Here is a 22,821-nt window from a genome sequence, read left to right as displayed (position 1 = left end):
CCGCCGGGTTCGACGCCGGAGAACCCGGCAGAAGTGGCAACTCGCGGGAACGGGTGGCCTGATGGGCGCGAGCAACGGCGCCGGCGCGGTGGCCGCGGTCGACCTCGGCGCGACGAGCGGACGGGTGATCCTCGGGCACGTCGACCAGGCGGCGGGCACGCTCGCGCTCGAGCACGTCGCGCGGTTCCCGAACGGGCCCGTGCGGCTCGCGTCGGGCCTGCACTGGGACTTCACCGGGCTCTACCGCGATCTCACGCGCGGGCTCGCCGACGCGTTCCGTCGCGAGCCCGGCGTCGCGTCGGTCGGCGTCGACTCGTGGGCCGTCGACTACGGGCTGCTGCGCGGCGACCGCCTCCTCGGCGAGCCGTTCCACTACCGCGACGCCCGCAACGAGGCCGCGGTCGAGGCCGTGCACGCGAGGGTGCCGTTCGAGGAGCTCTACCGACGCAACGGCCTGCAGTTCCTGCCCTTCAACACCGTGTACCAGCTCGCGGCCGAGCAGGCCGGCGGATGGCTCGATCTCGCCGACTCGCTGCTGCTGGTCCCCGACCTCATCGGGTTCCTGCTCACGGGCGCGAAGGTCGCCGAGCGCACGAACGCGTCGACGACGGGGCTCGTCGCGGTGGACACGGGCGAGTGGGACGACGACCTGATCGAGACGCTCGGCCTCCCGCCATCCGTCTTCGCGCCCCTCCTCGACCCCGGCGACGCGCTCGGCGGCCTGCGGGCGGATGTCGCGGCCGAGCTCGGCGCCCCGACGGGCGTGCAGGTCGTCGCGGTCGGCTCGCACGACACCGCGTCGGCCGTCGTCGCGGTGCCGATGCGGGCCGAGTCGGCCGCGTACATCTCGTGCGGCACGTGGGGCCTCGTGGGCGTCGAGCTCGAGCATCCGGTGACGACGGATGCCGCGCGCGAGGCGAACTTCACGAACGAGGGCGGGGTCGACGGCCGGGTGCGGTTCCTGCACAACGTCATGGGGCTCTGGCTCCTGTCGGAGTCGGTGCGCTGGTGGGAGCGGGACGGCGAGGCGATCGACCTGCCCGCGCTGCTCGCGGCCGCGGCATCCGTCACCGACCCCGTCGCCGTGTTCGACGCGAACGACCCGCGCTTCCTCGCGCCCGGCGACCTGCCGGGCCGCATCGCCGAGTGGTGCCGCGAGCACGACGCGCCGGTGCCGCAGACGCGGGCCGAGTTCGCGCGCTCGATCGTCGAGAGCCTCGCCGAGGCGTTCGCGCAGACCGTGCGCACCGCGTCGGTGCGCTCGGGCGTGGATGTCGAGACCATCCACGTCGTCGGCGGCGGCGCGCTCAACGAGCTGCTGTGCCGGCGCACGGCCGACCGCTCGGGCCTGCCGGTGCTCGCCGGACCGGTCGAGGCGACCGCGATCGGCAACGTGCTCGTGCAGGCGCGCGCGCAGGGCCTCGTCGCGGGCGACCTCGAGTCGCTGCGCGCACTCGTCGCACGGGCGTTCCCGCCCGTGCGCTACGAGCCGTCGGGCCGCTGAGCGGGACCGGGGACGCGTCAGTGCCCGTGTGCGAGCTGCTGCAGCAGCACCACCGCGAGGCCGAGCGCGACGAGCGCGCCGAGCGCGATGAGCTGCTTCCACCACGCCACTCGCGTGCGGCGCACGGCCACGTACCCGATGAGGCCCAGCGTCACGAGGTAAACGATCGACGCGGCGCGCAGCGCGCCCTCGAGGCCGAACACCCCGAACGCGGCGAGCGCGAGCAGGATCAGCGGCACGCCCGCCGAGGCGATGGCCGAGCCCGCGATGCGGAGCATCCGGCCGAGCTCGTCGCGGTCGGGGAACGCGGCGTGCACGGCCAGGTGCGCGATCACGTCGGCCACGAAGCCGGCCGCGGTGATCGCGACGATGCCGACGAGCAGGGTGACGGCGGCGCGCGGCGCGCTCACGTGCTCGACGTTGGAGTGCTGCACGAGCACGATCGCGAGGCCCGTGAAGGTCGCGTAGACGCGTTCCTTCAGGGCCTCGGCGCGCTCGTCGACGGGGCGGTCGTGGCGGTGACGACGCACGCCGCGGCGCCCGGCGCGGCTCCCGGCGTGCTCGGCTGCGGCGGCCTCGTCCATGCGCGTCACCGTACCAGCGCGGCCCGGCCGCGCGACATCCGCTCTGGAAGGATCGAGGCATGACCGGAACCCGACCCCTCCTCGTGACCGTGCCCGGCGCGACCCTGCGTCGCGCGCTGGAGCAGACGCCCGGCGGTGTGCCCGAGGACGTCGAACTCGTCGAGTGGGATCTCGCGGGCCCGCCGCCGGCCGCGACCGCCGGCCGCCGCATCGACATCGTCGTGCCGCCGTACATGGGCGCCGCCGACCGGCTCGGCGCGCTCGCGGGCCTCGAGGTCGGGCTCGTGCAGTCGCAGTCGATCGGCTACGACGACATCCCGGATGCACTGCCGCCGGGGCACGTGTTCGCGAACGCGGCGTCGGTGCACGAGACCTCGACCGCCGAGCTCGCGGTCGGCCTCGCGATCGCGGCGCAGCGCGGCCTGCCCGACTTCGTGCGTGCGGCGGCGGAGGGGCGCTGGGCGCCCGCGCGCCACGCGAGCCTCGCCGACCGGCGCGTGCTGCTCCTCGGCTACGGCGGCGTCGGCCGCGCGATCGAGGCGCGGCTCGCCCCGTTCGAGGTCGAGCTGACCCGCGTCGCCCGCCGGGCCCGCGACGACGAACACGGGCACGTGCACGGCATCGACGAGCTCGCGGAGCTGCTGCCCCGGGCCGAGATCGTGATCGTGGTCGTGCCCCTCGACCAGTCGACCACGCGCCTGGTCGACGCGGGATTCCTCGCGGCGCTGCCCGACGGCGCGCTGGTCGTGAACGTCGCCCGCGGCCCGGTCGCCGACACCGACGCGATCCTCGCCGAGGCGCGCTCGGGCCGGCTGCGCTTCGCGCTCGACGTCACCGACCCCGAGCCGCTGCCCGAGGGCCATCCGCTGTTCGCGCTGCCGAACGTGCTCGTCTTACCGCACGTCGGCGGCGCCACGACCGCGATGATGCCGCGCATGGCGCGGCTGCTGCGCGAGCAGATCGTGCGGATGTCGCGCGGCGACGCGCCGCGCAACGTCGTGCTGCGCACCTGACCCGCTGCGCAGGGGTCACCTCGCGACATCCGCGCCGCGCCGCAGTCGAACGGATGTCGCGAAACGACCCCCTCGCGACGGGAACGCACCACCCCAGCGACCAGAGAGGAACTCCCCGATGCCGCAGTTCGACCACGCGTTCGACTGGGTCCGCCGCCACGTCGAGCAGGGCCCCCTGCCGACCGCCGTGCTCGGCGTCGCGACGGCCGACGGGGTCGCCGCGCTCGACGCGTTCGGCGCGGCCTCCGTCGACGACCACTATCCGCTGTTCTCGATCACGAAGCCGATCGTCGGGCTCGCCGCCCTGCACCTGGTCGAGCAGGGCCGGCTCACGCCCGACACGCCGCTGACCCGCGCCATCCCGTCGTTCGGCGCCGGCCGCGACGACGTCGTGCGGCTGCGCCACCTCGCGAGCCACACCTCGGGCATCGTCGAGCCGCCCCTCGACACGCCCCGGGGCCTGCGGCCATCGCTGCTCGCGCCCGGCCGCGACTTCGCGGCGGGCACCGCCTCGCGCTACTCGACGATCGCGTTCGAGGGCATCGCCGCGCTCATCGAGGACGCCTCGGGCGCGCCCTGGGAGCGGGCGGTCGCGCAGGTCGGCGAACGAGCGGATGCCGCGGGCCTCACCTTCGACGCCGACGCCTCGCCGCACGCGCCGGTCGAGGCCGCCGAGCAGGGCCTGGACTGGCCGCGGTTCGCGTCGCTGCGCCATCCGGGCGCCGGGCTGTTCGCGCGCGCCGCGGACCTGCTCGCGGTCGGCAGCGCGCTGCTGCGCGACGACGGATCGCTCGTCGCCCGCGTGACGAGCGAGGCGATGCGCCGCCCGATCACGGCGGGGCTGCCGAAACTCGAACCGTATCCCGAGTCGCGCGGGCAGGACTGGGGCTTCACGTGGAACCTGCGCCACTCCGCGCCGGGCCTGCTCGCCCGCGACACATACGGCCACGGCGGCTGGGCCGGTACCGAGTTCTGGATCACCCCGTCGCTCGGCGTCTGCTTCGTGCTGCTCACGAACGTCGGCGGCGGCGTCGGCCGCCTCGGCATCGACGGCGACGAACTGCACAACGCGGTGGCCGCGGCCGCCTGACCGCTGATCCGTCGAACCTGTCGGCGTCGGCGGCGCGGTCAGACCAGGCCGGTGTACTGGTGCCAGGCCGGCCCGGGGTCCGGCGCGTCATCCCGCGTCACGCTGGCCTGGATGAGTCCGTAGGGGCGGTCGTCGGCGTGGTACACCTCGCCGTGGTTGGTCAGGCCGAAGCGCCCGAGGTCGTAGAGGAAGTGGTGCTTGTTCGGGGCCGACAGCCGGATCTCCACGATCGCCTCGTGCGCCTCGAGCACGGCCCGGCCCATCTCGTAGAGCGTCTGCTGGAGCGCGAGCGAGTGCACGAGCGCGAAGCGGTCGACGAGGATGGAGCGCACGCCGGCGTAGAGCTCGTCCCAGGCGACCTGCGTCGTGCCGAATCGCCACCTCGCCGTGAGCGAGGTCGCCATCACGCGATCGGTGGTCGGCTCGAGGATCGTGAACTCGTCCTCGTAGAAGCCGCGGAACTCGGAGCCGGTCGACTTCAGGATGACGAGGTCCTTGAGCCCGCCCGTGACCCACGCGCGCTGCGCGTCGCCGCGGCCCTCGACCGTGACCGACGCGGTGCGGACCTCCTGCCCGTTCCGAACCCAGGTGTGGTCGTGCTCGACCCCGTCGACGACCGCGCGGGTCCACGCGAAGTCCTCGATCTCGATCCGCGCGCCCGTGACGGGCGACACCTCGTCGACGAAGTGGCGGGCCAGCGCGAGCCCGTACTCCTCGATCGAGTCCCGGCCGAGCCGCTTCGCGAACGCATACGCCGTCTGCTTCTGGGTGTCGGTGGGCAGCACGTTCGCCTGGTCGCCGACGAGATGCGCGGCGGCGAAGTCGCCGCGCAGCGCCGTCGAGACGTTGACGTCGCGGATCTCATGGCGCGGCGCGTCGCGGACGATCCGCACGATGCGGTTCTCGGCCTTCCCGTACTGGTGGTCCCCGAGGATGATCGCCATCCGCTGCTCCTTCCGATCGCCGTCGCGCCGCCTGTCCGCCGGCCTCAGCTGCCCCGGTACGTCGAGTAGGCGTACGGACTGAGCAGCAGCGGCACGTGGTAGTGCTCGGACGCGTCGGCGAGCTCGAAGACGATCACGACCTCGGGGTAGAACGTCGGCCGATCCCCGAAGTAGGCGCGCGTGTCGAAGACCACGCGGTACACGCCCGCCGCGAGCGCCTCGGGGCCGAGCTGCGACGCGCGGCCGTCGTCGTCGGTGGTGGCGGCGGCGATCTCGGCCCAGTCCTCGTCGGCGAGGCGGTCGAGCCGGACCGGCACGCCCACCGCCGGCCGACCGAGCGCGGCGTCGAGCACGTGCGTCGTGACGTGGCTGCGCGCGCTCATGCCGCGGCCCCGATCGGCGCATGCGCGTCGGCGAACGTCTGCTCGAGGCGCAGCCGGGCGATCTCGCGGAGCTGCTCGCCGACCGCCACGAGCTCGCGCTCCTCGTCGAGCTCGAGGCGCCGCGAGAGCTCGGCGAGGATCTCGGCGCGCGAGCGGCCGGCGGCGCGGATCAGGAAGACGCGGCCGAACCGGGACTCGTACGCCCGGTTGCCGGCCGCGACGGCGGCGGCGAGCGCGGCGTCGTCGGCGTCGGCCGACGACTGCTCCGCGCGCGAGAACTGCGCGGCCGGGCCGTCTCCGGCGGGTCGCTCGCCGATGCGCGGGTGTGCGCCCAGCGCCTCGTCGATCTCGGCGCGGGAGAGCGGGGTCGCCGCCGCGGACGCCGCCGCGAGGAGCTCGTCGAGCGAGCCGTAGGGCGCGCCATCCACCACCTCGTCGACCCACCGCTCGACATGCAGGCACGCGCGGAGCTGTTCGCGGAACCGCTCGCCCGCCAGGGTGCCGTCGCCCAACTGCGGCTCCTCCCCCGCCGCAGCGGTGCGGCGTGCGTCCATGCTGCCATGCCGGACCGCCCGGGACCATGCCGGTGCGGCGCCTGTCGCCCGGTGCCGCGCGCGGCCTACGATCGAGGGGAACCCCGACGGAAGGTCGACATGGCCGCAACGGCAGAACCCCGGGTCGCGCTCTACTTCGACTTCGACAACATCGTGATCTCGCGCTACGACCAGCTCCACGGCGAGGGCGCGTACCGCAAGGACACGAGCCGCACCAAGGTCGTGCAGCCGAACACGCAGGCGTGGAAGCGGCTGCAGCAGGCGACGGTCGACATCGATGCGGTGCTCGACTTCGCCGCGACGTTCGGCACGATCGCGATCGCGCGCGCGTACGCCGACTGGTCCACGCCGGTGAACGCGAGCTACCGCAACCAGCTCATCGACCGCGCGGTCGACCTCGTGCAGCTCTTCCCGCTGTCGGCGACGAAGAACGGCGCCGACATCCGCCTCTCGGTCGACGCCATCGAGGACCTGTTCCTCATCGAGAACCTCTCGCACATCGTGATCGTGGCGGGCGACTCCGACTACGTGGCACTCGCCCAGAAGACCAAGAAGCTCGGACGGTACGTGGTCGGCATCGGCGTGGCCGGCGGCACGAGCCGGGCACTGACGGCCGCATGCGACGAGTACGCCGACTACGACGCCCTGCTGGCGACGGATGCCGCGGTGCGCGACGACGAGGACGAGGTCGCGCAGCGCGGCTCCGACTCGAAGGCATCGAACGGTACGCCCGAGGCGGCTGCGCCGCAGGCGGCCCCCGCGCGTCGCCGACGCGCATCGTCGAAGACCGTGACGGAGGTCGCCGCAGCCGAGGCCGAGAGCGGGGCCCCGGCGTCGAAGGAGGCCTCGGCTCCCCCGAGCTCACCACGAGCCGTGCAGTTCGTCGCCCCCGACGAGTCGGGCGCCGTCAGCGACGCCGCGGCCGGCACGACGCGCAATCCCGGCCGCCTGCTCCTCAAGGCGCTCGAGCTGCTGCGCGCGAAGAACGACCAGGAGTGGCAGGACTCGAGCGCGGTCAAGAACCAGATGCTGCGCATGGACCCGTCGTTCCAGGAGCGCCGGCTCGGCTTCCCGACGTTCACCGACTTCCTCAAGTCGCGCGGCGGCGTGGTCGAGCTCGATGAGACGCCCGGCAACAACCGCGTGCGCATCCGTCCGAAGAAGGCCTGACCCGCGCCGCCGGGACCGACGGCCGAGCCGCGAGCGAGCCGCTCAGCGCTCCGAGTCGGGCTTGCCGCCCGGCCCGTAGATGATGATCGCCGCGATCGGGATGATCAGGAACCACAGCCACGACCAGGCGAAGCCGCCCGCGAAGCCGAACCAGAAGAACAGTCCGAGCGCGATGAACGGCGTGAGGGCCATGATCGTGTCGCCGACGCGACCGCCGAGCGCTCGCGACGTGCGCGCCGGAGCGGGCAGCGTGCCGGCCGACGGCGGCGGCACCATGCCGGGCCCGCCGAGGAGGGTCGGTGCGGATGCCGCGGCCGGGGCCGCATCGGGAAGGTCGGCGAAGAGCGGGGCGAGGTCGCCCCGCGTGGCCGCCGCGCGCGCCGACGCGGCGCGCTGGTCGTATTCGGCGGGCGTGAGCCGTCCTTCGATCTGAGCCTCGGAGAGTCGCGCGACCGCCTCCTCCCGCTCGGAGTTGCTCAGCCGTTCCTCGGGTCGATCAGGGTACGCGTAGCCGCTCATCCCATCAGCCTGCCCGAGCCGGTTGGCGCGGGGAAGTGACGAAAGCCCCGCATCCTGTGGTCTGACCACATCTGCTAGTGTGGTCAGACCACAGCGCGCGACGGAGGGAGCGACATGGGCGACGAGGCATCCGCCCGCTCGATCGAGCCCCGCGCCTGGGAGGCCGTGCTCGAGCACGTCGAGCGCCGGCTGCTCGACGGCGACCTCGCCCCCGGCGACCGGCTCCCCGGCGAGCGAGCGCTGGCCGCCGACCTCGGCGTCGGCCGGTCGAGCGTGCGCGAGGCGCTCCGCGTGCTCGAGGTGCTCGGCCTCATCCGCACCCACACCGGTTCGGGCCCGACGGCCGGCGCCATCATCATCGCCACTCCCGCGGGAGGCATGAGCGCACTCATGCGCCTGCAGGTCGCCGCGAACGGCTTCCCGGTCCGCGACATCGTCGAGACGCGGCTCGTGCTCGAGGCGCACGTCGCGGGCGACCTCGCCGCGGCATCCGCCCGTGCCGACCTCGCCGCGGTCGAACGACTGCTCGACGCCATGGACGACCCCTCGCTCGACCGCGCCGAGTTCCTCGCGCTCGACGCCGCGTTCCACCTCGCCCTCGCCGAGGCGTCGGGCAACCAGGTGATCACCGCGACGATGGCGGGCCTGCGCAGCGGCATCGAGGGATACGCCCTCGCCGGCAGCGCGCGCATCGCCGACTGGCGCGCGACCGCGGCCCGGCTGCGCCGCGAGCACCGCGGCATCCTCGAGGCCGTCCGCGCCGCCGATCCCGCGGCCGCGCGCGCCCGCATCAACGACCACATCGCCGGCTACTACGCCGAGATCTCGCCCGACGCCGACCGCGGCGCCGCGGCGCCGCACTGACCCCATCGCAGGAAGAGAGCCACCATGGTCCAGCGCCAGTTCCCGAACCCGCGCGAGCTCGCCGAGCTCATGCGGTTCAAGACGCCGACCCTGAACCCCACCGACCGGCGCCTCGAGAAGGCGCTCACGATCGCCGACCTGCGCGAGATCGCCAAGCGCCGCACGCCCAAGGCGCCGTTCGACTACACCGAGGGCGCCGCCGAGGGCGAGCTGTCGCTGGCCCGAGCGCGGCAGGCGTTCCAGGACGTGGAGTTCCACCCGTCGATCCTGCGCAACGTGCCGGTCGTCGACACGAGTCGCGAGGTGCTCGGCGGCCCGAGCGCGCTGCCGTTCGGCATCGCGCCGACGGGCTTCACGCGCCTCATGCAGACCGAAGGCGAGGAGGCCGGCGCCGGCGCGGCCGGCGCCGCGGGCATCCCGTTCACGCTCTCGACGCTCGGCACGACCTCGATCGAGGGCGTGAAGGCCGCGAACCCCACCGGGCGCAACTGGTTCCAGCTCTACGTCATGAAGGACCGCGAGATCTCGTACGAGCTCGCGCGCCGCGCCGCGGCCGCGGGCTTCGACACGCTGTTCTTCACGGTCGACACGCCCGTCGCGGGCGCCCGGCTGCGCGACAAGCGCAACGGCTTCTCGATCCCGCCGCAGCTCACGCTGGGGACCATCGTGAACGCGATCCCCCGCCCGGCGTGGTGGATCGACTTCCTGACCACGCCGAAGCTCGAGTTCGCGTCGCTCTCGTCGACGGGCGGCACGGTCGGCGAACTGCTCGACTCGGCCATGGACCCCACGATCTCGTTCGCCGACCTCGATGTCATCCGCGAGATCTGGCCCGGGAAGATCGTCGTGAAGGGCGTGCAGACCGTCGAGGATGCCAGGCTCCTCGCCGACACGGGCGTCGACGGCGTCGTGCTCTCGAACCACGGCGGCCGCCAGCTCGACCGCGCGCCGATCCCCTTCCACCTGCTGCCCGACGTCGTCCGCGAGGTCGGCGGCGACATGGAGGTCCACGTCGACACGGGCATCATGAACGGCGCCGACATCGTCGCGTCGATCGCCCTCGGAGCGCGGTTCACGCTCATCGGCCGGGCCTACCTCTACGGCCTCATGGCGGGCGGCCGGCGCGGCGTCGACCGCACGATCGCGATCCTGCGCGGCGAGATCGAGCGCACCATGAAGCTGCTCGAGGTCGCCACGCTCGACGAGCTCTCGCCGAAGCACGTCACCCAGCTCACGCGCCTGCAGCCCGTCGCACGCCCCGTCGCCGACGCGGCCGAGGCCGCCGCGTCGCGCCTGCCGGTCCAGCTGTGACCGCGCAGGCGCGTCGGTTCGCCCTCGGGTCGTACACGCCCGACGGCCCTGCGCCGAGCCTGCACCTCGCGGAGCGGTCGGCGTCGGGCGAGTGGCGCGTCGTCGCGTCGGCCGTCGCGTCGAACCCCTCGTTCGTCGCGCGCTCGGGCGACCTGCTGTTCGCGGTGCTCGAGGAATCGTCGGGGTCGGTCGCGAGCTTCCGCGTCGACGGCGGTCCGGATGGCGCGGGCGCGACGCTCGTGCCCGTCGCCGTCGTGCAGCACGGCGAGGCCGATCCGTGCCACGTCGTCGTCGACGCGGCATCTGGAGTGCTGCTCGTCGCGAACTACTCGGGCGGATCGGTCACGGCCGTGCCGTTCGACTCGTCGGGTGGGCTCGGCCGCCCGGTGACGCTGCCGCTGCCCCCGCGCACCGGTCCGGTCGCCGACCGCCAGGACGCGCCGCACGCCCACCAGGTCGTGCCGACCCCGTGGGGCACGCATCTCGTGAGCGACCTCGGCGGCGACGCGATCCACGAGCTCGTGGTCGAGCGGGCGACGGATGCCGCGGGGCCCACGCTGCGCATCGCGCGCACCATCGACCTGGCCCCCGGAACCGGCCCGCGCCACCTGCTCGTGCAGGCGGGCGTGCTGCACGTGATCGGCGAGCTCGACGGCCGCCTGCACACGTTCGAGCTCGACGCGGCGACCGCGCGTGCCGCGGGCACCGAGGCCGCGGTCGTCGCGCCACCGTCGGGCGGCCGCGACGACATCGTGCAGCCGTCGCACCTCGACGCGAGCCCGTCGGGTCGCCTGCTCACGGCGCTCGTCCGCGGGCGCGACACCGTGAGCGTGTTCGAGGCGGTCGACCCCGCCGCGCCGCACCTCGCCGGCGAGCACGCGATCGGCGCCGCATGGCCGCGCCACCACGCGCACCTCGACGACCGGACCCTCGTGGTCGCCGCCGAACGCGGGGGCGCGCTCGTCGAGGTCGACCTCGTCACCGGCGCCGCTCGCCGCGTGCTCGAACTCACCGCGCCGGCGTGCGTGCTGCCGCTCGACTGACCGCCGGCCCGCGGCCGACTGCGACTACCGGGAGGAGACCGCCTTGAGGGCGGTCGAGGTCATGGCGTAGCTGCCCTCCTCGATGAAGTACATGTCCCAGGTCTGGTCCTCATGGAGGATCTGGACGAAGAGCCCGATGCTCTGGGCGCTCACGTTCACGAGCCCGGTCTTGAACTTCCCGCCCGACGAGTAGTCGAAGAGCGGCCCGTTCGCCTCGTGGTCGTAGGCGTACGCGTCGGTCTCCCAGCGGCACGGGGTGCCCTCGGGCGCACATGCCGCCCATGGCGGGATCGTGTGCCCGTCCGGCGTCGTGGTCGTCGTGGCGTAGCAGGGGCTCATGCGAGACGACCCGTGGGTCACCTGGATCATCGCCTTGCGGCCCGCCGGCTGGCTCACGGTGTAGTTGTCGCTGTTCGCGTTGAGGATCACGAGATCGCCGTCCGTGAACGGCACCGGCGCCCACCCTTCGCCCGTGTCGTAGAGGAGCTCGCCCGACACGAGCCGGTCGTACGCGCCGGCGCAGCTGACCTCGCCGGAGACGTTCACCCCGCCGAGCTTGTTCACCATCACCTTCGTGACGCTGTTCCAATCGCCCTCGACCTGCGCGACCGCAGGCCCCGCGGCCGACAGGCTGCCGAGCACGAGCGCGCCCGCCGCCGCGAGCAGCCCCATGGTCTTCCTCATCGTCGTTCCTCCTCCCGACACCGGCTTCCACCGGGAAGCCGTGTCGATGCGGATTCACGGTACGTCGAGGATTCCTCTCATCATGGGACCTAGGTCCGAGTGAGGGGCGCCACCCGATCGCCGGTGCGGGCGCTCAGCCCTGGTCGATGAGCTCCAGCAGCTTCTTCGCGGCGTCGCGGATGTCGTCGTGGTCGTACTGCCCGGCCCGGCTCTCGAGCGAGACGACCGCGCAGCGGTGGACCTTGCCGAAGTCGCCGTAGGGGAAGGAGTAGGCGCCCTTCGTGTCCTCGTCCTCGTCGTCGTCGATGCCGAGGTGCCAGTGCCGGAACTCGGTCCAGCCCTCCCGCTCGATGAACCGGTTCTCGTCGTCGGCGCTCGGTGCGTGCTCGCTCCAGTCGTCGCGTTCGTCGCGCACGACCTTGCCGTCGCGGACGAGCGAGCGGGCGTGCCGCAGCGCGGTCTCGTTCAGCCTCGTGGCCATGTCACACCTGCTTCGCCTTCATGCGCCGCACGCGCTGCTTCGCGGTCTTCTTCGCCCGCTCCTGGTCGGTCGGCGTCGTGATCGATGCGAACACCGTCCGGAGCCCGCTGACCACGGCCATCTTCGACGGCTGCTTCACCTGCGCACGCTGCTGCTTGATCGTCTTCGAGCGGCTGCCCTTCTTCGGGGACCCGGTCGAGGAGGCGGTGCCGGCGGCGGTGCCGTAGCGCACGGCGACCCGCTCGAGCCGGGCGGATGACCGCCGCGCGGCGCGCTTCGCGGTCACGGGGCTGCTGCCCGCATCCTTCTTCGCCCGGTCGATGCGCTCGGCCTCGGCCTTCGCGGCGGCCTTCACCTTCGTTCGGGCGGGTTCGGGCAGCGAGGAGGCGAGCTTGCGGGTCTCCTTGCCCGCGCGCTCGGCGTCCTTCACGGCGCGCTTCGCGGCACGTCGGGCGTCTCGGTCGGTCTCGGTCTTCGGCATACGCGGTTCCTCCTACTTCTTCAGCACTCGGAGCGCCGACCCCGTGTGCGCGGCTCGCGCGCCGGTCTTCTCGCTCTCGACGATGAAGGCGGGGTCGTCGTCTGATGCGGTGAATCGCTGGCCGTCGAACGTGAAGTCGGCGGTACGGCGCTCGACGACGCGGCCTCGGGTGCGTCCCTGCGACGTCGCCCAGCTGACGCGGTCGTGCACGGCGACCATGCGGTTCCCCCTCGCATCTCGGACGGCGGCCCGGACGGGCCACTCGTTCGCGAGGCTACGCCGCGAGGCATCCGCCCCCAAGCCCCTTGACCGCGCCGCCCGGGCACGCAAGCCCGCGTGCCGGTCGACGGCACCGTGACGAAGGTCCCGCGAGGCGGTCGGGGCCGTCGTTAGCCTCGGGCGCATGGACGATTCCGTGCCGGTGCTCATCCCGTCCGGCAGGGTCTTCACCCCGGACGAGCTGATCTTCTACGCCGATCGCGACGGGCGGACCCTCGACGAGGCGATCGCCGACGCCGACCTCCTCGTCAGCTGCCCGCACTCGGGCGCGGCGATTCCCGAGGAGCTCGCCGCGTTCCTGGCGCCCCAGTTCACGCACCGGCTCCAGTACGACTTCTCCGACGTGTCGACCAGCGCGATCGTGCGGCGCTGGGCCGAGCTCGATCCGCGCGTCGTCTACGTCGAGAACCCGCATCCGCGCATCGTCCGCGATCCGAATCGAGCGCGGCCCGACGACCTGGGCGCGAAGCTCCGCGAGGCGGTCGCGCGCGTGCGAGCCGCCGGACCGTACCAGCGGGTCGACCTCACGGGGGTCGACGCCATCCGGCCGGTGACGTTCTCGTTCTTCCCGCTCCTCGTGATCCCGGACGAGGGCGAGGAGCTGGATCGGATGGTCGCGATGTTCGAGGAGGTCGCCGAACGCGGCCTCGGCGTGTACGAGCGCACGCGCGACGAGCTGCGCGAGCGCTTCGTCGCCGCCAAGTTCGCGGCCTCCCGCGCCGACGGCCGGCCGCGCCGGTTCACGACGCTCTCGTTCCACGACACCATGAACCACACGACCACGCGCGACGGAGCGGTGCGCGTCGAGCGCGACCCGAAGGACCGCCTGCCCGCGATCGTGGCGCTGTCGAACCGCGGCGACCACGACGGCGAGCCGCGCGACGTCGACCCGCCCGATCCCGTGACGATGCGCCCCGACCTCGTCCGCGAGCTCGCCGCCGCCCATCGCCTCGGGTTCGCCGCCGGGTCGGCCGACGACGTGCAGCTGAACCAGCCGTACCTCGGCAGCCAGGAGATCATCGCCTCGGGTGCCCGGTTCCGCGAGCTCGCGGGCGACGCGGATGCCGCCGGCGTCACGCTCTCGGCCGTGCAGGCCGAGTTCCTGCGTGAGTTCCTGCTCGGCGAACGGAACGCGGCCGTGCTCGCCCGACCCGGCACGGGATGGGTCGAGCCCGACCCCGACCACGTGGACCGGATCGCGCGGGCGTGCATGGCGTCGTGGGACGTGTTCCGCGAATCGGCCTGACGGACCCGACGCGGCACGCGGCGCGGCTCAGGCCATGGTGTCGAGGATCGCGACCAGCTGCTCGAACGTCGTCGCCGGGTTCACGATCGCGAAGCGCGTGTTCGGGCGGCCGGCGTGCGAGCTCGGCGTGACGAACGCGTGCTGCTCGTCGAGCAGCCGGGCCGACCAGGCGTCGTAGTCGGCCTTCGTCCAGCCGTCGCGCTCGAACACGACGACCGACAGCTGGGGCGCACGCACGAGGCGGAACCCGTCGCGGCGCTCGATCTCGCGCGCGATGTCGTGCGCGAGCCGGATCGAGGCGGTGACGGCCTCACGGTAGGTGGCCGCGCCGTGCGTGGCGAGCGAGAACCACAGCGGAAGCCCGCGGGCCCGGCGGGTGAGGTGCGCGGCATAGTCCGACGGGCTCCACTCGCTGGTCTCGGTGAGCGTGTCGAGGTACTCGGCGTGCTGGGTGTGCGCGCGGCGCCCCGCCTCGGGGTCGCGGTAGATCAGCGCGCAGGCGTCGAACGGCGCGAACAGCCACTTGTGCGGGTCGACGATCACCGAGTCCGCGCGCTCGACGCCCGCGAAGCGGTCGCGCGCGAGGGGCGAGAGCATGCCGGCGAGGCCGTAGGCGCCGTCGACGTGCAGCCAGAACTCGAACTCGTCCTTCAGGGCCGCGATCGAGGCGAGGTCGTCGACGATGCCGAAGTTCGTCGAGCCCGCGGTGGCGACGACGGCGAAGACGGATGCCCCGTGCTCCTCGAGCGCGGCGCGCACGGCGTCGCCACGGAGCATCCCGTCGTCGCCCGCCGCGACCGCGACCACGTCGACGTCCATGACGCGCGCCGCCGACGCGATCGACGAGTGCGCCTCGCCGCTGCAGACGACCTTCCATCGGGTCGGCATCTCGCCGCCGGCGAGGGTCACCTCGAGCCGCGCGTGCTCGCGCGCGGCGACGAGCGCCGAGAGGTTGCCGAGGGTGCCGCCCTGCACGAAGACGCCGCCGGCGGTGGCCGGGAGGCCGAACTCCTTCGCGAGCCAGGCCAGCACCTCGTTCTCGGCGTAGACGGCGCCCGCCCCCTCGAGCCACGAGCCGCCGTACAGGGCGCTGGCCGAGACGACGAGGTCGAACGCGATCGCGGCCTTGGTCGGCGCGGTCGGGATGAACGAGAGGTACTGCGGGTGGTCGGTCGTGATGCACGACGGCGCGAGCACGTGCTCGAACTTGGCGAGCGCCCGCTCGGCGCCGATGCCGTGCTCGTCGATGCTGCGCCCGGCGAGGCGGTCGAGCTCGAACTCGGGGATGGGCTTGTCGAGCGGCGTGTCGGTCGCGAGGATGCGGCGGCGCGAGTAGTCGAGCACGAGATCGACGAGCTCAGTGGTCTCGTCGGAGACCTCGTGCATGCGGGCGGGGCGCGCGGCGGACGCGTCGGCGGTGGTCACGGTGTTCCTCTGTTCCCTCGGGTCGATTCGGAGCCTGCACAAGTGTGCGCACGATGGAAGCGTTGCGCAAGTCGACGCCGCTTTCCGGCGGTTGTACGCAAGAATCATGCGTCTCAACCCGATCGTCGCAATAGAGCGCGGGACCGTGCTTCCACATCCCACCACGGATGGGACGAAGGCTCGACCGCTCCGGGACGTAAGGCCCTTCTGCGTGGGATTCGGCCGCGCCGAACATGAGTCCCATCGGGTCGAAGGAGCGGGCGATGTCGAGGTCGAGCATGAGGCACGCGTTCGCAGGTCGCGCCGCGGCGGTCGCCGGGCTGGCGCTGCTCTCAACGCAGCTGCTGAGCGGATGCGCGAACCTTGCCACCCAGGACCTCTGCGCGCAGTACGACGACCTCGTCGCCGCGGTCGACGACCTCCGCGAGAAGGACCCCGCGACGACGAAGGTGGACGACCTCCGCGCCGCGGCGGACGAGGTGAGCCAGGAACTCGACCAGTTCCAGGCCGTGGCCGAGGGGCGACTCGACGACGCCCTGACGCGGTTGCGGGACGAGGTCGACGCCGTGCGGCAGGCCGCGGTCGACGCCGGAGCCGACGCGAGGGAGACCGCCGCACCCCTGATCGAGGACTCGGTGCAGCGTGTCCGCGACGCCTGGTCGATCGTGCAGGGCCTCGCCGAGACGCAATGCCCGCAGTGAGCTGAGAACCGAGGCAGGAGAAGGAAATGGACGTACTGGTGTTCGTGCTCGAGGCCCTCGTGGTGGTCGGCGCAATCATCATGGGCACGAGGGCCGGTGGCGTGGGGGTCGGTCTCTGGGGCGGGTTGGGCACGTTCGTGCTCGTCTTCGTCTTCCAGGAGGCTCCGGGTTCACCGCCTGCGGCGGCCATGGCGATCATCCTCGCGGTCGTCACGGCGGCCGCGTTGATGCAGGCCGCAGGCGGCATCGACTGGATGGTCGCGGTCGCGGCCAGGGTCATCCAGCGGCATCCGAAGCAGATCACCCTCATCGCCCCGCTGACCGCATTCGCGTTCTCGGTCGGTGCGGGGACGAGCAACATCATCTACCCGTTGCTCCCGGTCATCTACGACGTCTCCTACAAGAACGGCATCCGACCCTCGAGGCCACTGTCGCTCACCGTCGTGCAGTCGGGCAGCGCCCTGGCAGCCTCGCCGGTGTCGGCGGCCATGGCCGCCATGGTGACCCTCACCGACACCGAGCCGTACAACCTCGGCCTCACCCAGATCCTCGCGATCACCATCCCCGCGTGCGTCATCGGCATCGTGGTCACCGCCCTGGTCGTCAACCGGCTGGGGAAGAACCTGGAGGACGACCCAGTGGTCCAGGCGAAGATCGCCGCGGGAGAGCTCGCGGATTGGCGCGTCGCCGAACAGACGACCACGACGGTCGACGCCGCCTCGACCGGCGAGGCCGGCGCGGTCGAGGCGAACGACGGGTCGGACACGACCGCAGGATCCGCGACGAATGCGGGCGGGACGGCCACCGCTCCGCCGGTGCTGACCTACACGAAGCGGGGTCGCAACTCCGCGCTGACCTTCTTCGCCGGAGTCGTGGCCATCGTCCTGCTCGGGCTCTTCCCCGGCCTGCGCCCATCGTTCCCGGTCGAGGGCGGCGACCCCGTGCCGATCGACATGACCACGACGATCGTCATGGTGATGTTCGTCGTCGGCGTGCTGATCCTCTTCATCGGCCGACCCGACGTGAAGATCGTTCCGGACATGTCCGTCTTCAAGGCCGGCATGATCTCGGCCATTGCGCTCTTCGGGATCGCGTGGCTCACCGCGACGTTCATCGCGGCGCACGAGGAGGTCATCGTCGACACGATCGGCAGCTGGGTCAACAATTACGTGTTCCTCTTCGCGGTCGCCGTGTTCCTGGTGGCGGCGCTCACGACCAGCCAGTCCACCGCGACGCGGACGATCGTCCCGATCGGCCTCGCGGCCGGCCTGGCACCGGGCGTCGTGACCGGCATGTGGGCCGGCGCCCTGGGCGGTGTCTACACCCTGCCGGCGAACGGCACCCAGATCGCCGCCGCGAACTTCGACCTGTCCGGCAGCACGAAGCTCGGCACGAAGCTGTTCGACCACAGCTTCTTCGTCCCGATGCTCGTGCTCTCCGTCGTCACCATCGTCGTCGGGGCGCTGATCGGGGCCCTCCTCTTCCGCTGATCGGAGGCGCTCCGGTGCGGAGCACCGTCCACTGCCAGCCCAACCCTGAATCGGAGCTGAGATGAATCACGACACCGACGCGAAGTCGCAGTCCGGCGACCTCGCCGCCAAGGCCGCCGAGCTCATGCCAGGACTGGTCGCCGACCTGGAGCGGCTCGTCGCCATCCCCTCGGTCGCCTTCCCCGGCTATCCCGAGGAACCGGTTCGGCGGATGGCGGACGTGACGCTGCGGCTGTTCCGTGAGGCGGGCTTCACCGACGCCCGCCTCATGGACGTGCCGACGGGATATCCGCCCATCTACGGGGAGATCAGGGGACCGGAGGGCTCGCCCACGGTGATGCTGTACGCCCACTACGACGTGCAGCCCGCCCCGGCCGAGCAGGGCTGGACGAGCGATCCGTGGACCGCGACGACCAAGGACGACAGCCGCATCTACGGTCGCGGCGCGTCGGACGACAAGGCCGGGCTCGTCGCCCACCTGGGCACGCTGCGGATCTTCGACGGGACGCCGCCCTGCACCGTCAAGCTCATCCTCGAGGGCATGGAGGAGACCGAGAGCAACCTCGAGGCCTTCGTCGAGGCGCACCCGGAGCTGTTCGACTGCGACCTGTTCGTCATCTGCGACATGGGCAACCTCCGGGTCGGAGAGCCCGCCTTCACGACGGCGCTGCGGGGGGATGTCGCGTGCGTGGTGACCGTGCGGACCCTCGAGCACCCGCTGCACTCCGGCGTCTTCGGCGGCCCGGCACCGGATGCCATGATGGCGCTCGCGCGCCTGCTGGCGACGCTGCACGACGACGACGGGAACGTCGCGGTCGAGGGGGTCTCGGCCGGGACATGGGAGGGGGAGGACTTCCACGCGGACGACCTGCGCGCCAGCGCCGACATCCTCGACGGAGTGCAGCTGACCGGCACGGGGCCCGTCGGGGACCGGCTCTGGGCGCACCCCTCGATCAACGCGATCGGCATCGACATGACGAGCATCGCCGGGTCGTCCAACGTGCTGATCCCGTCGGCCCGCGCGAAGATCTCGATGCGGATCGTGCCCGGCTCGGACCCGGCGACCGAGCTCGACGCGCTGGTGCGCCACCTCGAGACCCACGCGCCCTGGGGTGCCCGGGTCGAGGTGGAGCGGACGAAGGAGGCGCCGCCCTTCCTGTGCGACACGAGCGGTCCGGGCTACGCCGCGGCGCGCTGGGCCATGGAGACGGCCTTCGGCAAGCCGGTCGGCGAAGCCGGGTGCGGAGGCTCCATCCCGCTGCTCCGCACCCTCCAGCATGCCGTCCCGAATGCGGAGTTCGTGCTCTGGGGCCCTGAGGATGTCGCGCTCTCGCGCATCCACTCCTCCGACGAGAGCGTCGACCCGCAGGAGATCGAACGGCTGGTCGTCGCGCAGGCCCTGCTGCTGCAGCGGCTCGGCACCAGCGGGCCCTAGCACCTCTCCCGTCGCCGCGCCGCCGTGCTCTCGCCGCGCCGCCGTGTCGAGGGATCGCCAGCGGCGTCGACGTCGCGGTGACTTCCGCGGACGAGCGAGGGTGCCTACGATGCCGCCATGAGCCTGCCATCATCGTGGAACCTCGACGGCCGCGTCGCGATCGTCAGCGGCGCGGGCAGCTCCGCCGGCATCGGGTTCGCCGCCGCCCGGGCGCTCGGCGAACTCGGCGCCGGCATCGTGCTCACGGCCACCACCGAGCGCGTCCATGAGCGCGCCGAGGAGCTCCGACGCGAGGGCATCACGGCGACCGCCGTGATCGCGCGCCTCGACGTCGAGGAGCAGGTCGACGACCTGGCCGCCGAGCTCGCGGTCGCCGGCATCCGGCCGACCATCGTCGTGAACAACGCGGGCATGATCGCCTCGGGCGACCCCGAGATGCTGCACGGCGACGGCACGATGACCCTCGACGACTGGAACGCGCACCTCGCGATGAACCTCACGACCGCGTTCCTGCTGACCCGCGCCATGCTGCCCGGCATGCGCGAGACGGGCTGGGGCCGGGTGGTCTGCGTCTCGAGCGTGTCCGGGCCGCTCATGGCCTCGCGCGGCGACGTCGGGTATGCGACCGCGAAGGCGGGGATGCTCGGCTACGTGCGCGCGCTCGCGGTCGACGAGGCGATCTTCGGCATCACGGCCAACGCGGTCGCCCCCGGCTGGATCGCGACCGCGAGCCAGCTGCCGAGCGAGGCCGAGGAGGGCCTGCTCGTGCCGGTCGGCCGCAGCGGACGACCCGACGAGGTCGCCTCGGCGATCGCCTGGCTTGCGAGCCCGGGAGCGTCCTACGTGACCGGCCAGCTCATCCCGGTCGACGGCGGCAACGCGGTCGCCGAAGAGCGCCGCTGACGCGAGCCCAGGCGCGGGCCCGGGCTCGTCAGACGATCGTCTCGTGCCCTGGCGGCCACACGTACGGCAGGTCGGCCGGCACCTCGGCCGCGAAGTCGGAGTAGAACTCCGGATCCTTCCGCAGCAGGTTCGAACGGTGCGAGCGGTGGAACGCGTCGTCGCCGACCCACGGCGGCAGCGTGAAGTCCCGATCGCGGTACGCCGCGCCGTCGTGGTGGTCGACGTCGAGGTCGACGAGCGTCTTGGCACGGCATGTGTCGACGTGGCCCCGCCGCTCCCATTCGTCGCAGACCGCGTCCTGGTAGGCCATGAGGGCCGGGCGGAACCCGCGCCACATGCGCACGACCGGATGGTGGCGCCATCCGTAGTCGGGGATCGTCAGGGCGCGCATGACCTGCAGGGTCTCGACGCGCTGCTTGCCGAGCCGCACCGTGTCGAGCGCGGCCGCGCTGCGGTCGAACTCGGCGAACGGGAGGAACGTCTGCACCTCGGCCCCCTTCCGTGCGTGAGGACACGGTAGGGCTCGCGGCTGGGAGCCGGCTACGGGTTGCGGACCGAGCTCGACGGCCGCACTCCCGCTGACTCCGACCGACGACCTCCCGTCCGGGTGTCCCCCGAACGGGGTGCTTACCGCACGATGCGCCGCGCCAGCATGCTTGCGCCATGACGCAGTCCGGGGCGCGCTCCGAAGCCGACCATGACGATCCGACCGCACCGGCGACCAATCCGGCGGCTGCGCACGCGGCGGGCCTGGTGATCGGCCACCTGTTCGCGCACGGCGAGGCCGGCCGGACCGAGCTGGCCACGGCATCCGGACTCGGGCGCAGCGCGGCGTCCGCCCTGCTGCATCGGATGCTCGAGCGAGGTGTCCTCGTCGAGGATGACGCCGCGGAGCGCGCGCGAGGCGGCCGGCTCTCGCTGGCCGTGGCCGACCGGCTGCTCCTCACCGCCGGGATCGTCGGCGACGACGCGGTCGCCACGCTGACCGAGCTCGACGGCACCGAGGTCGCCCGCTACGAGGAACCCGCCCTCGTCGAGGACGACGAACGACCCGGTCCCGCCGCGGCGCTCGACGCGCTCGCGCAGGTCGTCGAGCGCACCATCGCCCAGGCCGCGCGCGACGAGCGCGGCATCGCGACGCTGGCCGTCGCGATCCAGGGCGCCGTCGCGGGATCGCCCGAGCTCGCGGTGCTCGACGACGCCCTCGGCCTCGAGCCCATCGACGTCGTCTCGGCGCTCCGGGCGCGGTCGGCGCGGCTCGCCGATATCGAGCCCGAGCTCGCGGCGCCGCCCACCCTGATCTCCACGCCCACCGCCGACGCCGTCGCCGAGGCCGCGCGCCGATCCGCGGCCGTGCTGCTCCACCTCACCGGTGACACGCAGGTCGCCGCCGGGATCGCGATCGGCGGGATGGCGTACCGCGGAGCGCACGGGCTCGCGGGCACGTTCGGCCACCTGCCGGTCGTGCCCGACGGCGTCCGGTGCGCGTGCGGGCAGCGCGGCTGCCTGACCACGGTCGCCTCGCCCGGTCCCATCCTCGAGCGCGCCGAACTGCGGGAGTTCGAGGTCCAGTACGGGCGCCGTGCCGCGCTCGAGGAGCTCGCGACCCGCATCGCCGCAGCCGAGGACCGGGCCCGATGGGCCTGGCTCGACGCGGCCCTCTGGATCGGGCGCGCGCTGCAGGTCGTCGTGCCGACGATCGACCCCGACGTGGTCTCGGTCGGCGGATGGTGGGCGCCCCTCGCGGGCGACATCGAAGCGGCGTTCCGCGACAACCGGCCCGCGCTGGGCGGCGGGGCGCTCGACGCCGTCCCGCGCATCGTCCCGGCCGCCACGGCCGGCTTCGCCGCCGCGACCGCTCAGGCTCGCGAACGCCTGCGCGCCTCGCTGGTCGCCGCGGCCGCCTGATCCCGGCGACGGCCGAACCGGCGCGTGAACCCCCACGCCGTCACCTGCCAGATCGCCTCGATCACGATGCCCCAGCTCATCTTCGACCGCCCGAGCTCGCGCTCGACGAACGTGATCGGCACCTCCACCACACTCAGCCCGTGCATCACGGCGTGCCACAGCATGTCGACCTGGAAGCCGTAGCCGCGCGTGTGCACATCCTCGCGGTGCAGCCGGCGCAGGCCCTCGGCCCGGAACACCCGATAGCCCCCCGTCGCGTCGCGCACCGGCAGGTCGAGCATGATCCGCGAGTACGCGCTGCCCACCCGCGAGAGCCACATGCGGTGACGGGGCCAGTTCACGACGGAACCGCCCGGCACCCACCGCGATCCGATCACGAGGTCGGGGCGGCGCCCCGCGGCATCCGGCGTCTCGAGCGCCGCGAGGAGCCGCGGCAGCTCCTCCGGCAGGTGCGAGCCGTCGGCATCGAGCTGCACCACCGGATCATGTCCCCGCTCGAGCGCCCACTCGAACGCCGAGAGGTAGGCCGCCCCGAGGCCCTCCTTGCCGCGCCGGTGCAGCACGTGCACGCTCGGGTCGACGTGCGCGAGCCCGTCGGCGAGCTCGCCCGTGCCGTCGGGCGAGTGGTCGTCGACCACCAGCACGGACGCCTCGGGCACCGCCGCGCGCACGCGCGCGACGATGGCGGGCAGGTTCTCGCGCTCGTTGTAGGTGGGGATCACCACCAGCGGCCCGGGCATCCGCCGCTCCTCACCTGTACTCGACACTGCTTGGCATCGTACAAGCCCTTGCCCGGACGTTCGCATGCT

25 protein-coding genes are annotated in these 22,821 nt (G+C 72.9%); 13 read left to right on the top strand and 12 right to left on the bottom strand.

Annotated elements, in window-relative coordinates; genetic code table 11:
* Window positions 1-61: 61 nt before the first annotated feature.
* Complete coding sequence (locus JOD46_RS03020; protein WP_204391564.1) at window positions 62-1,504, top strand: rhamnulokinase; 1,443 nt, start codon at window positions 62-64, stop codon at window positions 1,502-1,504.
* A gap of 17 nt (window positions 1,505-1,521) precedes the next feature.
* Here the strand turns inward: JOD46_RS03020 and JOD46_RS03015 are convergent, their stop codons facing one another.
* A complete protein-coding gene (locus JOD46_RS03015; protein WP_204391563.1) occupies window positions 1,522-2,088 on the bottom strand; it encodes a hypothetical protein in 567 nt (188 codons plus the stop codon).
* Window positions 2,089-2,147: 59 nt separating this feature from the next.
* Here JOD46_RS03015 and JOD46_RS03010 point away from each other — a divergent pair, with 59 nt between their 5' ends.
* Both JOD46_RS03010 and JOD46_RS03005 read left to right on the top strand, forming a co-directional pair.
* Window positions 2,148-3,101, top strand: coding sequence for a 2-hydroxyacid dehydrogenase (locus JOD46_RS03010; RefSeq protein WP_204391562.1), 954 nt, complete (start codon window positions 2,148-2,150; stop codon window positions 3,099-3,101).
* 118 nt (window positions 3,102-3,219) lie between these two features.
* Complete coding sequence (locus JOD46_RS03005; RefSeq protein WP_204391561.1) at window positions 3,220-4,191, top strand: serine hydrolase domain-containing protein; 972 nt, start codon at window positions 3,220-3,222, stop codon at window positions 4,189-4,191.
* A 38-nt stretch (window positions 4,192-4,229) separates the two neighbouring features.
* Here JOD46_RS03005 and pucL read toward each other — a convergent pair whose 3' ends face one another.
* Genes pucL through uraD form a run of 3 tightly spaced genes read right to left on the bottom strand, consistent with a single transcriptional unit; the run spans window position 4,230 to window position 6,072 of the window.
* Window positions 4,230-5,135 (bottom strand): factor-independent urate hydroxylase, encoded by a 906-nt coding sequence (pucL, locus tag JOD46_RS03000; RefSeq protein ID WP_204391560.1) that lies wholly within the window; start codon window positions 5,133-5,135, stop codon window positions 4,230-4,232.
* 44 nt (window positions 5,136-5,179) lie between these two features.
* Window positions 5,180-5,518 carry a hydroxyisourate hydrolase gene (gene uraH, locus JOD46_RS02995; protein WP_204391559.1) on the bottom strand — a complete coding sequence of 113 codons (339 nt, stop codon included), beginning with the start codon at window positions 5,516-5,518 and terminating at the stop codon, window positions 5,180-5,182.
* Complete coding sequence (uraD, locus tag JOD46_RS02990) at window positions 5,515-6,072, bottom strand: 2-oxo-4-hydroxy-4-carboxy-5-ureidoimidazoline decarboxylase (protein WP_204391558.1); 558 nt, start codon at window positions 6,070-6,072, stop codon at window positions 5,515-5,517. Before uraD ends, uraH begins: the two co-directional genes overlap by 4 nt.
* Window positions 6,073-6,171: 99 nt before the next feature.
* Here uraD and JOD46_RS02985 point away from each other — a divergent pair, with 99 nt between their 5' ends.
* Window positions 6,172-7,242, top strand: coding sequence for an NYN domain-containing protein (locus JOD46_RS02985; RefSeq protein ID WP_204391556.1), 1,071 nt, complete (start codon window positions 6,172-6,174; stop codon window positions 7,240-7,242).
* A 42-nt stretch (window positions 7,243-7,284) separates the two neighbouring features.
* On the opposite strand, the gene JOD46_RS02980 is transcribed toward JOD46_RS02985, so the two are convergent.
* Entirely contained in the window at window positions 7,285-7,761 is a 477-nt protein-coding gene (locus tag JOD46_RS02980) for a DUF1707 SHOCT-like domain-containing protein (RefSeq protein ID WP_204391555.1), read from the bottom strand.
* A 114-nt stretch (window positions 7,762-7,875) separates the two neighbouring features.
* Here JOD46_RS02980 and JOD46_RS02975 point away from each other — a divergent pair, with 114 nt between their 5' ends.
* From JOD46_RS02975 to JOD46_RS02965, 3 genes are read left to right on the top strand one after another with little or no spacing between them, the layout of a single operon-like run.
* On the top strand, window positions 7,876-8,625 hold the full coding sequence (locus JOD46_RS02975; protein WP_204391554.1) for a FadR/GntR family transcriptional regulator: 750 nt from the start codon (window positions 7,876-7,878) through the stop codon (window positions 8,623-8,625).
* Window positions 8,626-8,649: 24 nt separating this feature from the next.
* A complete protein-coding gene (locus JOD46_RS02970) occupies window positions 8,650-9,936 on the top strand; it encodes an alpha-hydroxy acid oxidase (RefSeq protein WP_204391553.1) in 1,287 nt (428 codons plus the stop codon).
* Window positions 9,933-10,979, top strand: coding sequence for a lactonase family protein (locus JOD46_RS02965; protein WP_204391552.1), 1,047 nt, complete (start codon window positions 9,933-9,935; stop codon window positions 10,977-10,979). Before JOD46_RS02970 ends, JOD46_RS02965 begins: the two co-directional genes overlap by 4 nt.
* Before the next feature lie 24 nt (window positions 10,980-11,003).
* Here JOD46_RS02965 and JOD46_RS02960 read toward each other — a convergent pair whose 3' ends face one another.
* The 4 genes from JOD46_RS02960 to JOD46_RS02945 form a co-directional block, all read right to left on the bottom strand.
* Complete coding sequence (locus tag JOD46_RS02960) at window positions 11,004-11,663, bottom strand: hypothetical protein (RefSeq protein WP_204391551.1); 660 nt, start codon at window positions 11,661-11,663, stop codon at window positions 11,004-11,006.
* 133 nt (window positions 11,664-11,796) lie between these two features.
* On the bottom strand, window positions 11,797-12,144 hold the full coding sequence (locus JOD46_RS02955; protein ID WP_204391550.1) for a hypothetical protein: 348 nt from the start codon (window positions 12,142-12,144) through the stop codon (window positions 11,797-11,799).
* A gap of 1 nt (window position 12,145) precedes the next feature.
* Window positions 12,146-12,625 (bottom strand): hypothetical protein, encoded by a 480-nt coding sequence (locus tag JOD46_RS02950; RefSeq protein WP_204391549.1) that lies wholly within the window; start codon window positions 12,623-12,625, stop codon window positions 12,146-12,148.
* A 12-nt stretch (window positions 12,626-12,637) separates the two neighbouring features.
* Entirely contained in the window at window positions 12,638-12,844 is a 207-nt protein-coding gene (locus JOD46_RS02945) for a hypervirulence associated TUDOR domain-containing protein (protein ID WP_204391547.1), read from the bottom strand.
* Between the two features lie 184 nt (window positions 12,845-13,028).
* Between JOD46_RS02945 and JOD46_RS02940 the strand changes: the two genes are divergently transcribed.
* Window positions 13,029-14,150, top strand: a complete 1,122-nt coding sequence (locus tag JOD46_RS02940) for an N-formylglutamate amidohydrolase (RefSeq protein WP_204391545.1) — start codon at window positions 13,029-13,031, stop codon at window positions 14,148-14,150.
* Window positions 14,151-14,177: 27 nt separating this feature from the next.
* Here the strand turns inward: JOD46_RS02940 and JOD46_RS02935 are convergent, their stop codons facing one another.
* Window positions 14,178-15,536 carry a pyridoxal phosphate-dependent decarboxylase family protein gene (locus JOD46_RS02935; RefSeq protein ID WP_204396167.1) on the bottom strand — a complete coding sequence of 453 codons (1,359 nt, stop codon included), beginning with the start codon at window positions 15,534-15,536 and terminating at the stop codon, window positions 14,178-14,180.
* A 302-nt stretch (window positions 15,537-15,838) separates the two neighbouring features.
* Between JOD46_RS02935 and JOD46_RS02930 the strand changes: the two genes are divergently transcribed.
* The 4 genes from JOD46_RS02930 to JOD46_RS02915 all read left to right on the top strand — a co-directional run bounded on the left by JOD46_RS02930 (window position 15,839) and on the right by JOD46_RS02915 (window position 20,104).
* Window positions 15,839-16,276 (top strand): hypothetical protein, encoded by a 438-nt coding sequence (locus JOD46_RS02930; protein ID WP_204391543.1) that lies wholly within the window; start codon window positions 15,839-15,841, stop codon window positions 16,274-16,276.
* A 26-nt stretch (window positions 16,277-16,302) separates the two neighbouring features.
* Window positions 16,303-17,766: an anaerobic C4-dicarboxylate transporter family protein gene (locus JOD46_RS02925; protein ID WP_204391541.1), complete on the top strand. Its 1,464-nt coding sequence runs from the start codon at window positions 16,303-16,305 to the stop codon at window positions 17,764-17,766.
* Window positions 17,767-17,827: 61 nt separating this feature from the next.
* Window positions 17,828-19,201 (top strand): dipeptidase, encoded by a 1,374-nt coding sequence (locus JOD46_RS02920; RefSeq protein WP_204391540.1) that lies wholly within the window; start codon window positions 17,828-17,830, stop codon window positions 19,199-19,201.
* A 117-nt stretch (window positions 19,202-19,318) separates the two neighbouring features.
* Complete coding sequence (locus tag JOD46_RS02915) at window positions 19,319-20,104, top strand: SDR family NAD(P)-dependent oxidoreductase (protein WP_204391538.1); 786 nt, start codon at window positions 19,319-19,321, stop codon at window positions 20,102-20,104.
* A 28-nt stretch (window positions 20,105-20,132) separates the two neighbouring features.
* On the opposite strand, the gene JOD46_RS02910 is transcribed toward JOD46_RS02915, so the two are convergent.
* Window positions 20,133-20,591, bottom strand: coding sequence for an MSMEG_6728 family protein (locus tag JOD46_RS02910; protein ID WP_204391537.1), 459 nt, complete (start codon window positions 20,589-20,591; stop codon window positions 20,133-20,135).
* Between the two features lie 176 nt (window positions 20,592-20,767).
* On the opposite strand from JOD46_RS02910, the gene JOD46_RS02905 reads away from it, so the two are divergent.
* Entirely contained in the window at window positions 20,768-22,012 is a 1,245-nt protein-coding gene (locus JOD46_RS02905) for an ROK family protein (RefSeq protein WP_204391536.1), read from the top strand.
* Here JOD46_RS02905 and JOD46_RS02900 read toward each other — a convergent pair.
* Complete coding sequence (locus JOD46_RS02900; RefSeq protein ID WP_204391535.1) at window positions 21,964-22,752, bottom strand: polyprenol monophosphomannose synthase; 789 nt, start codon at window positions 22,750-22,752, stop codon at window positions 21,964-21,966. The genes JOD46_RS02905 and JOD46_RS02900 overlap by 49 nt on opposite strands.
* Window positions 22,753-22,821 lie beyond the last annotated feature (69 nt).

The sequence above is a fragment of the Agromyces aurantiacus genome (genome assembly GCF_016907355.1).
GTDB lineage: Bacteria > Actinomycetota > Actinomycetes > Actinomycetales > Microbacteriaceae > Agromyces > Agromyces aurantiacus.
Note: the sequence above shows the minus strand (reverse complement) of the source record. Positions and strands in the feature narration are given on the sequence as shown.

Bases quoted from the DNA above. Each gene is read 5' to 3' on its own strand.
- JOD46_RS03020 (WP_204391564.1), top strand. From the start codon at position 62: ATGGGCGCGAGCAACGGCGCCGGCGCGGTGGCCGCGGTCGACCTCGGC.
- JOD46_RS03015 (WP_204391563.1), bottom strand. From the start codon at position 2,088: ATGGACGAGGCCGCCGCAGCCGAGCACGCCGGGAGCCGCGCCGGGCGC.
- JOD46_RS03010 (WP_204391562.1), top strand. From the start codon at position 2,148: ATGACCGGAACCCGACCCCTCCTCGTGACCGTGCCCGGCGCGACCCTG.
- JOD46_RS03005 (WP_204391561.1), top strand. From the start codon at position 3,220: ATGCCGCAGTTCGACCACGCGTTCGACTGGGTCCGCCGCCACGTCGAG.
- pucL (WP_204391560.1), bottom strand. From the start codon at position 5,135: ATGGCGATCATCCTCGGGGACCACCAGTACGGGAAGGCCGAGAACCGC.
- uraH (WP_204391559.1), bottom strand. From the start codon at position 5,518: ATGAGCGCGCGCAGCCACGTCACGACGCACGTGCTCGACGCCGCGCTC.
- uraD (WP_204391558.1), bottom strand. From the start codon at position 6,072: ATGGACGCACGCCGCACCGCTGCGGCGGGGGAGGAGCCGCAGTTGGGC.
- JOD46_RS02985 (WP_204391556.1), top strand. From the start codon at position 6,172: ATGGCCGCAACGGCAGAACCCCGGGTCGCGCTCTACTTCGACTTCGAC.
- JOD46_RS02980 (WP_204391555.1), bottom strand. From the start codon at position 7,761: ATGAGCGGCTACGCGTACCCTGATCGACCCGAGGAACGGCTGAGCAAC.
- JOD46_RS02975 (WP_204391554.1), top strand. From the start codon at position 7,876: ATGGGCGACGAGGCATCCGCCCGCTCGATCGAGCCCCGCGCCTGGGAG.
- JOD46_RS02970 (WP_204391553.1), top strand. From the start codon at position 8,650: ATGGTCCAGCGCCAGTTCCCGAACCCGCGCGAGCTCGCCGAGCTCATG.
- JOD46_RS02960 (WP_204391551.1), bottom strand. From the start codon at position 11,663: ATGAGGAAGACCATGGGGCTGCTCGCGGCGGCGGGCGCGCTCGTGCTC.
- JOD46_RS02955 (WP_204391550.1), bottom strand. From the start codon at position 12,144: ATGGCCACGAGGCTGAACGAGACCGCGCTGCGGCACGCCCGCTCGCTC.
- JOD46_RS02950 (WP_204391549.1), bottom strand. From the start codon at position 12,625: ATGCCGAAGACCGAGACCGACCGAGACGCCCGACGTGCCGCGAAGCGC.
- JOD46_RS02945 (WP_204391547.1), bottom strand. From the start codon at position 12,844: ATGGTCGCCGTGCACGACCGCGTCAGCTGGGCGACGTCGCAGGGACGC.
- JOD46_RS02940 (WP_204391545.1), top strand. From the start codon at position 13,029: ATGGACGATTCCGTGCCGGTGCTCATCCCGTCCGGCAGGGTCTTCACC.
- JOD46_RS02935 (WP_204396167.1), bottom strand. From the start codon at position 15,536: ATGCACGAGGTCTCCGACGAGACCACTGAGCTCGTCGATCTCGTGCTC.
- JOD46_RS02930 (WP_204391543.1), top strand. From the start codon at position 15,839: ATGTCGAGGTCGAGCATGAGGCACGCGTTCGCAGGTCGCGCCGCGGCG.
- JOD46_RS02925 (WP_204391541.1), top strand. From the start codon at position 16,303: ATGGACGTACTGGTGTTCGTGCTCGAGGCCCTCGTGGTGGTCGGCGCA.
- JOD46_RS02920 (WP_204391540.1), top strand. From the start codon at position 17,828: ATGAATCACGACACCGACGCGAAGTCGCAGTCCGGCGACCTCGCCGCC.
- JOD46_RS02915 (WP_204391538.1), top strand. From the start codon at position 19,319: ATGAGCCTGCCATCATCGTGGAACCTCGACGGCCGCGTCGCGATCGTC.
- JOD46_RS02905 (WP_204391536.1), top strand. From the start codon at position 20,768: ATGACGCAGTCCGGGGCGCGCTCCGAAGCCGACCATGACGATCCGACC.
- JOD46_RS02900 (WP_204391535.1), bottom strand. From the start codon at position 22,752: ATGCCCGGGCCGCTGGTGGTGATCCCCACCTACAACGAGCGCGAGAAC.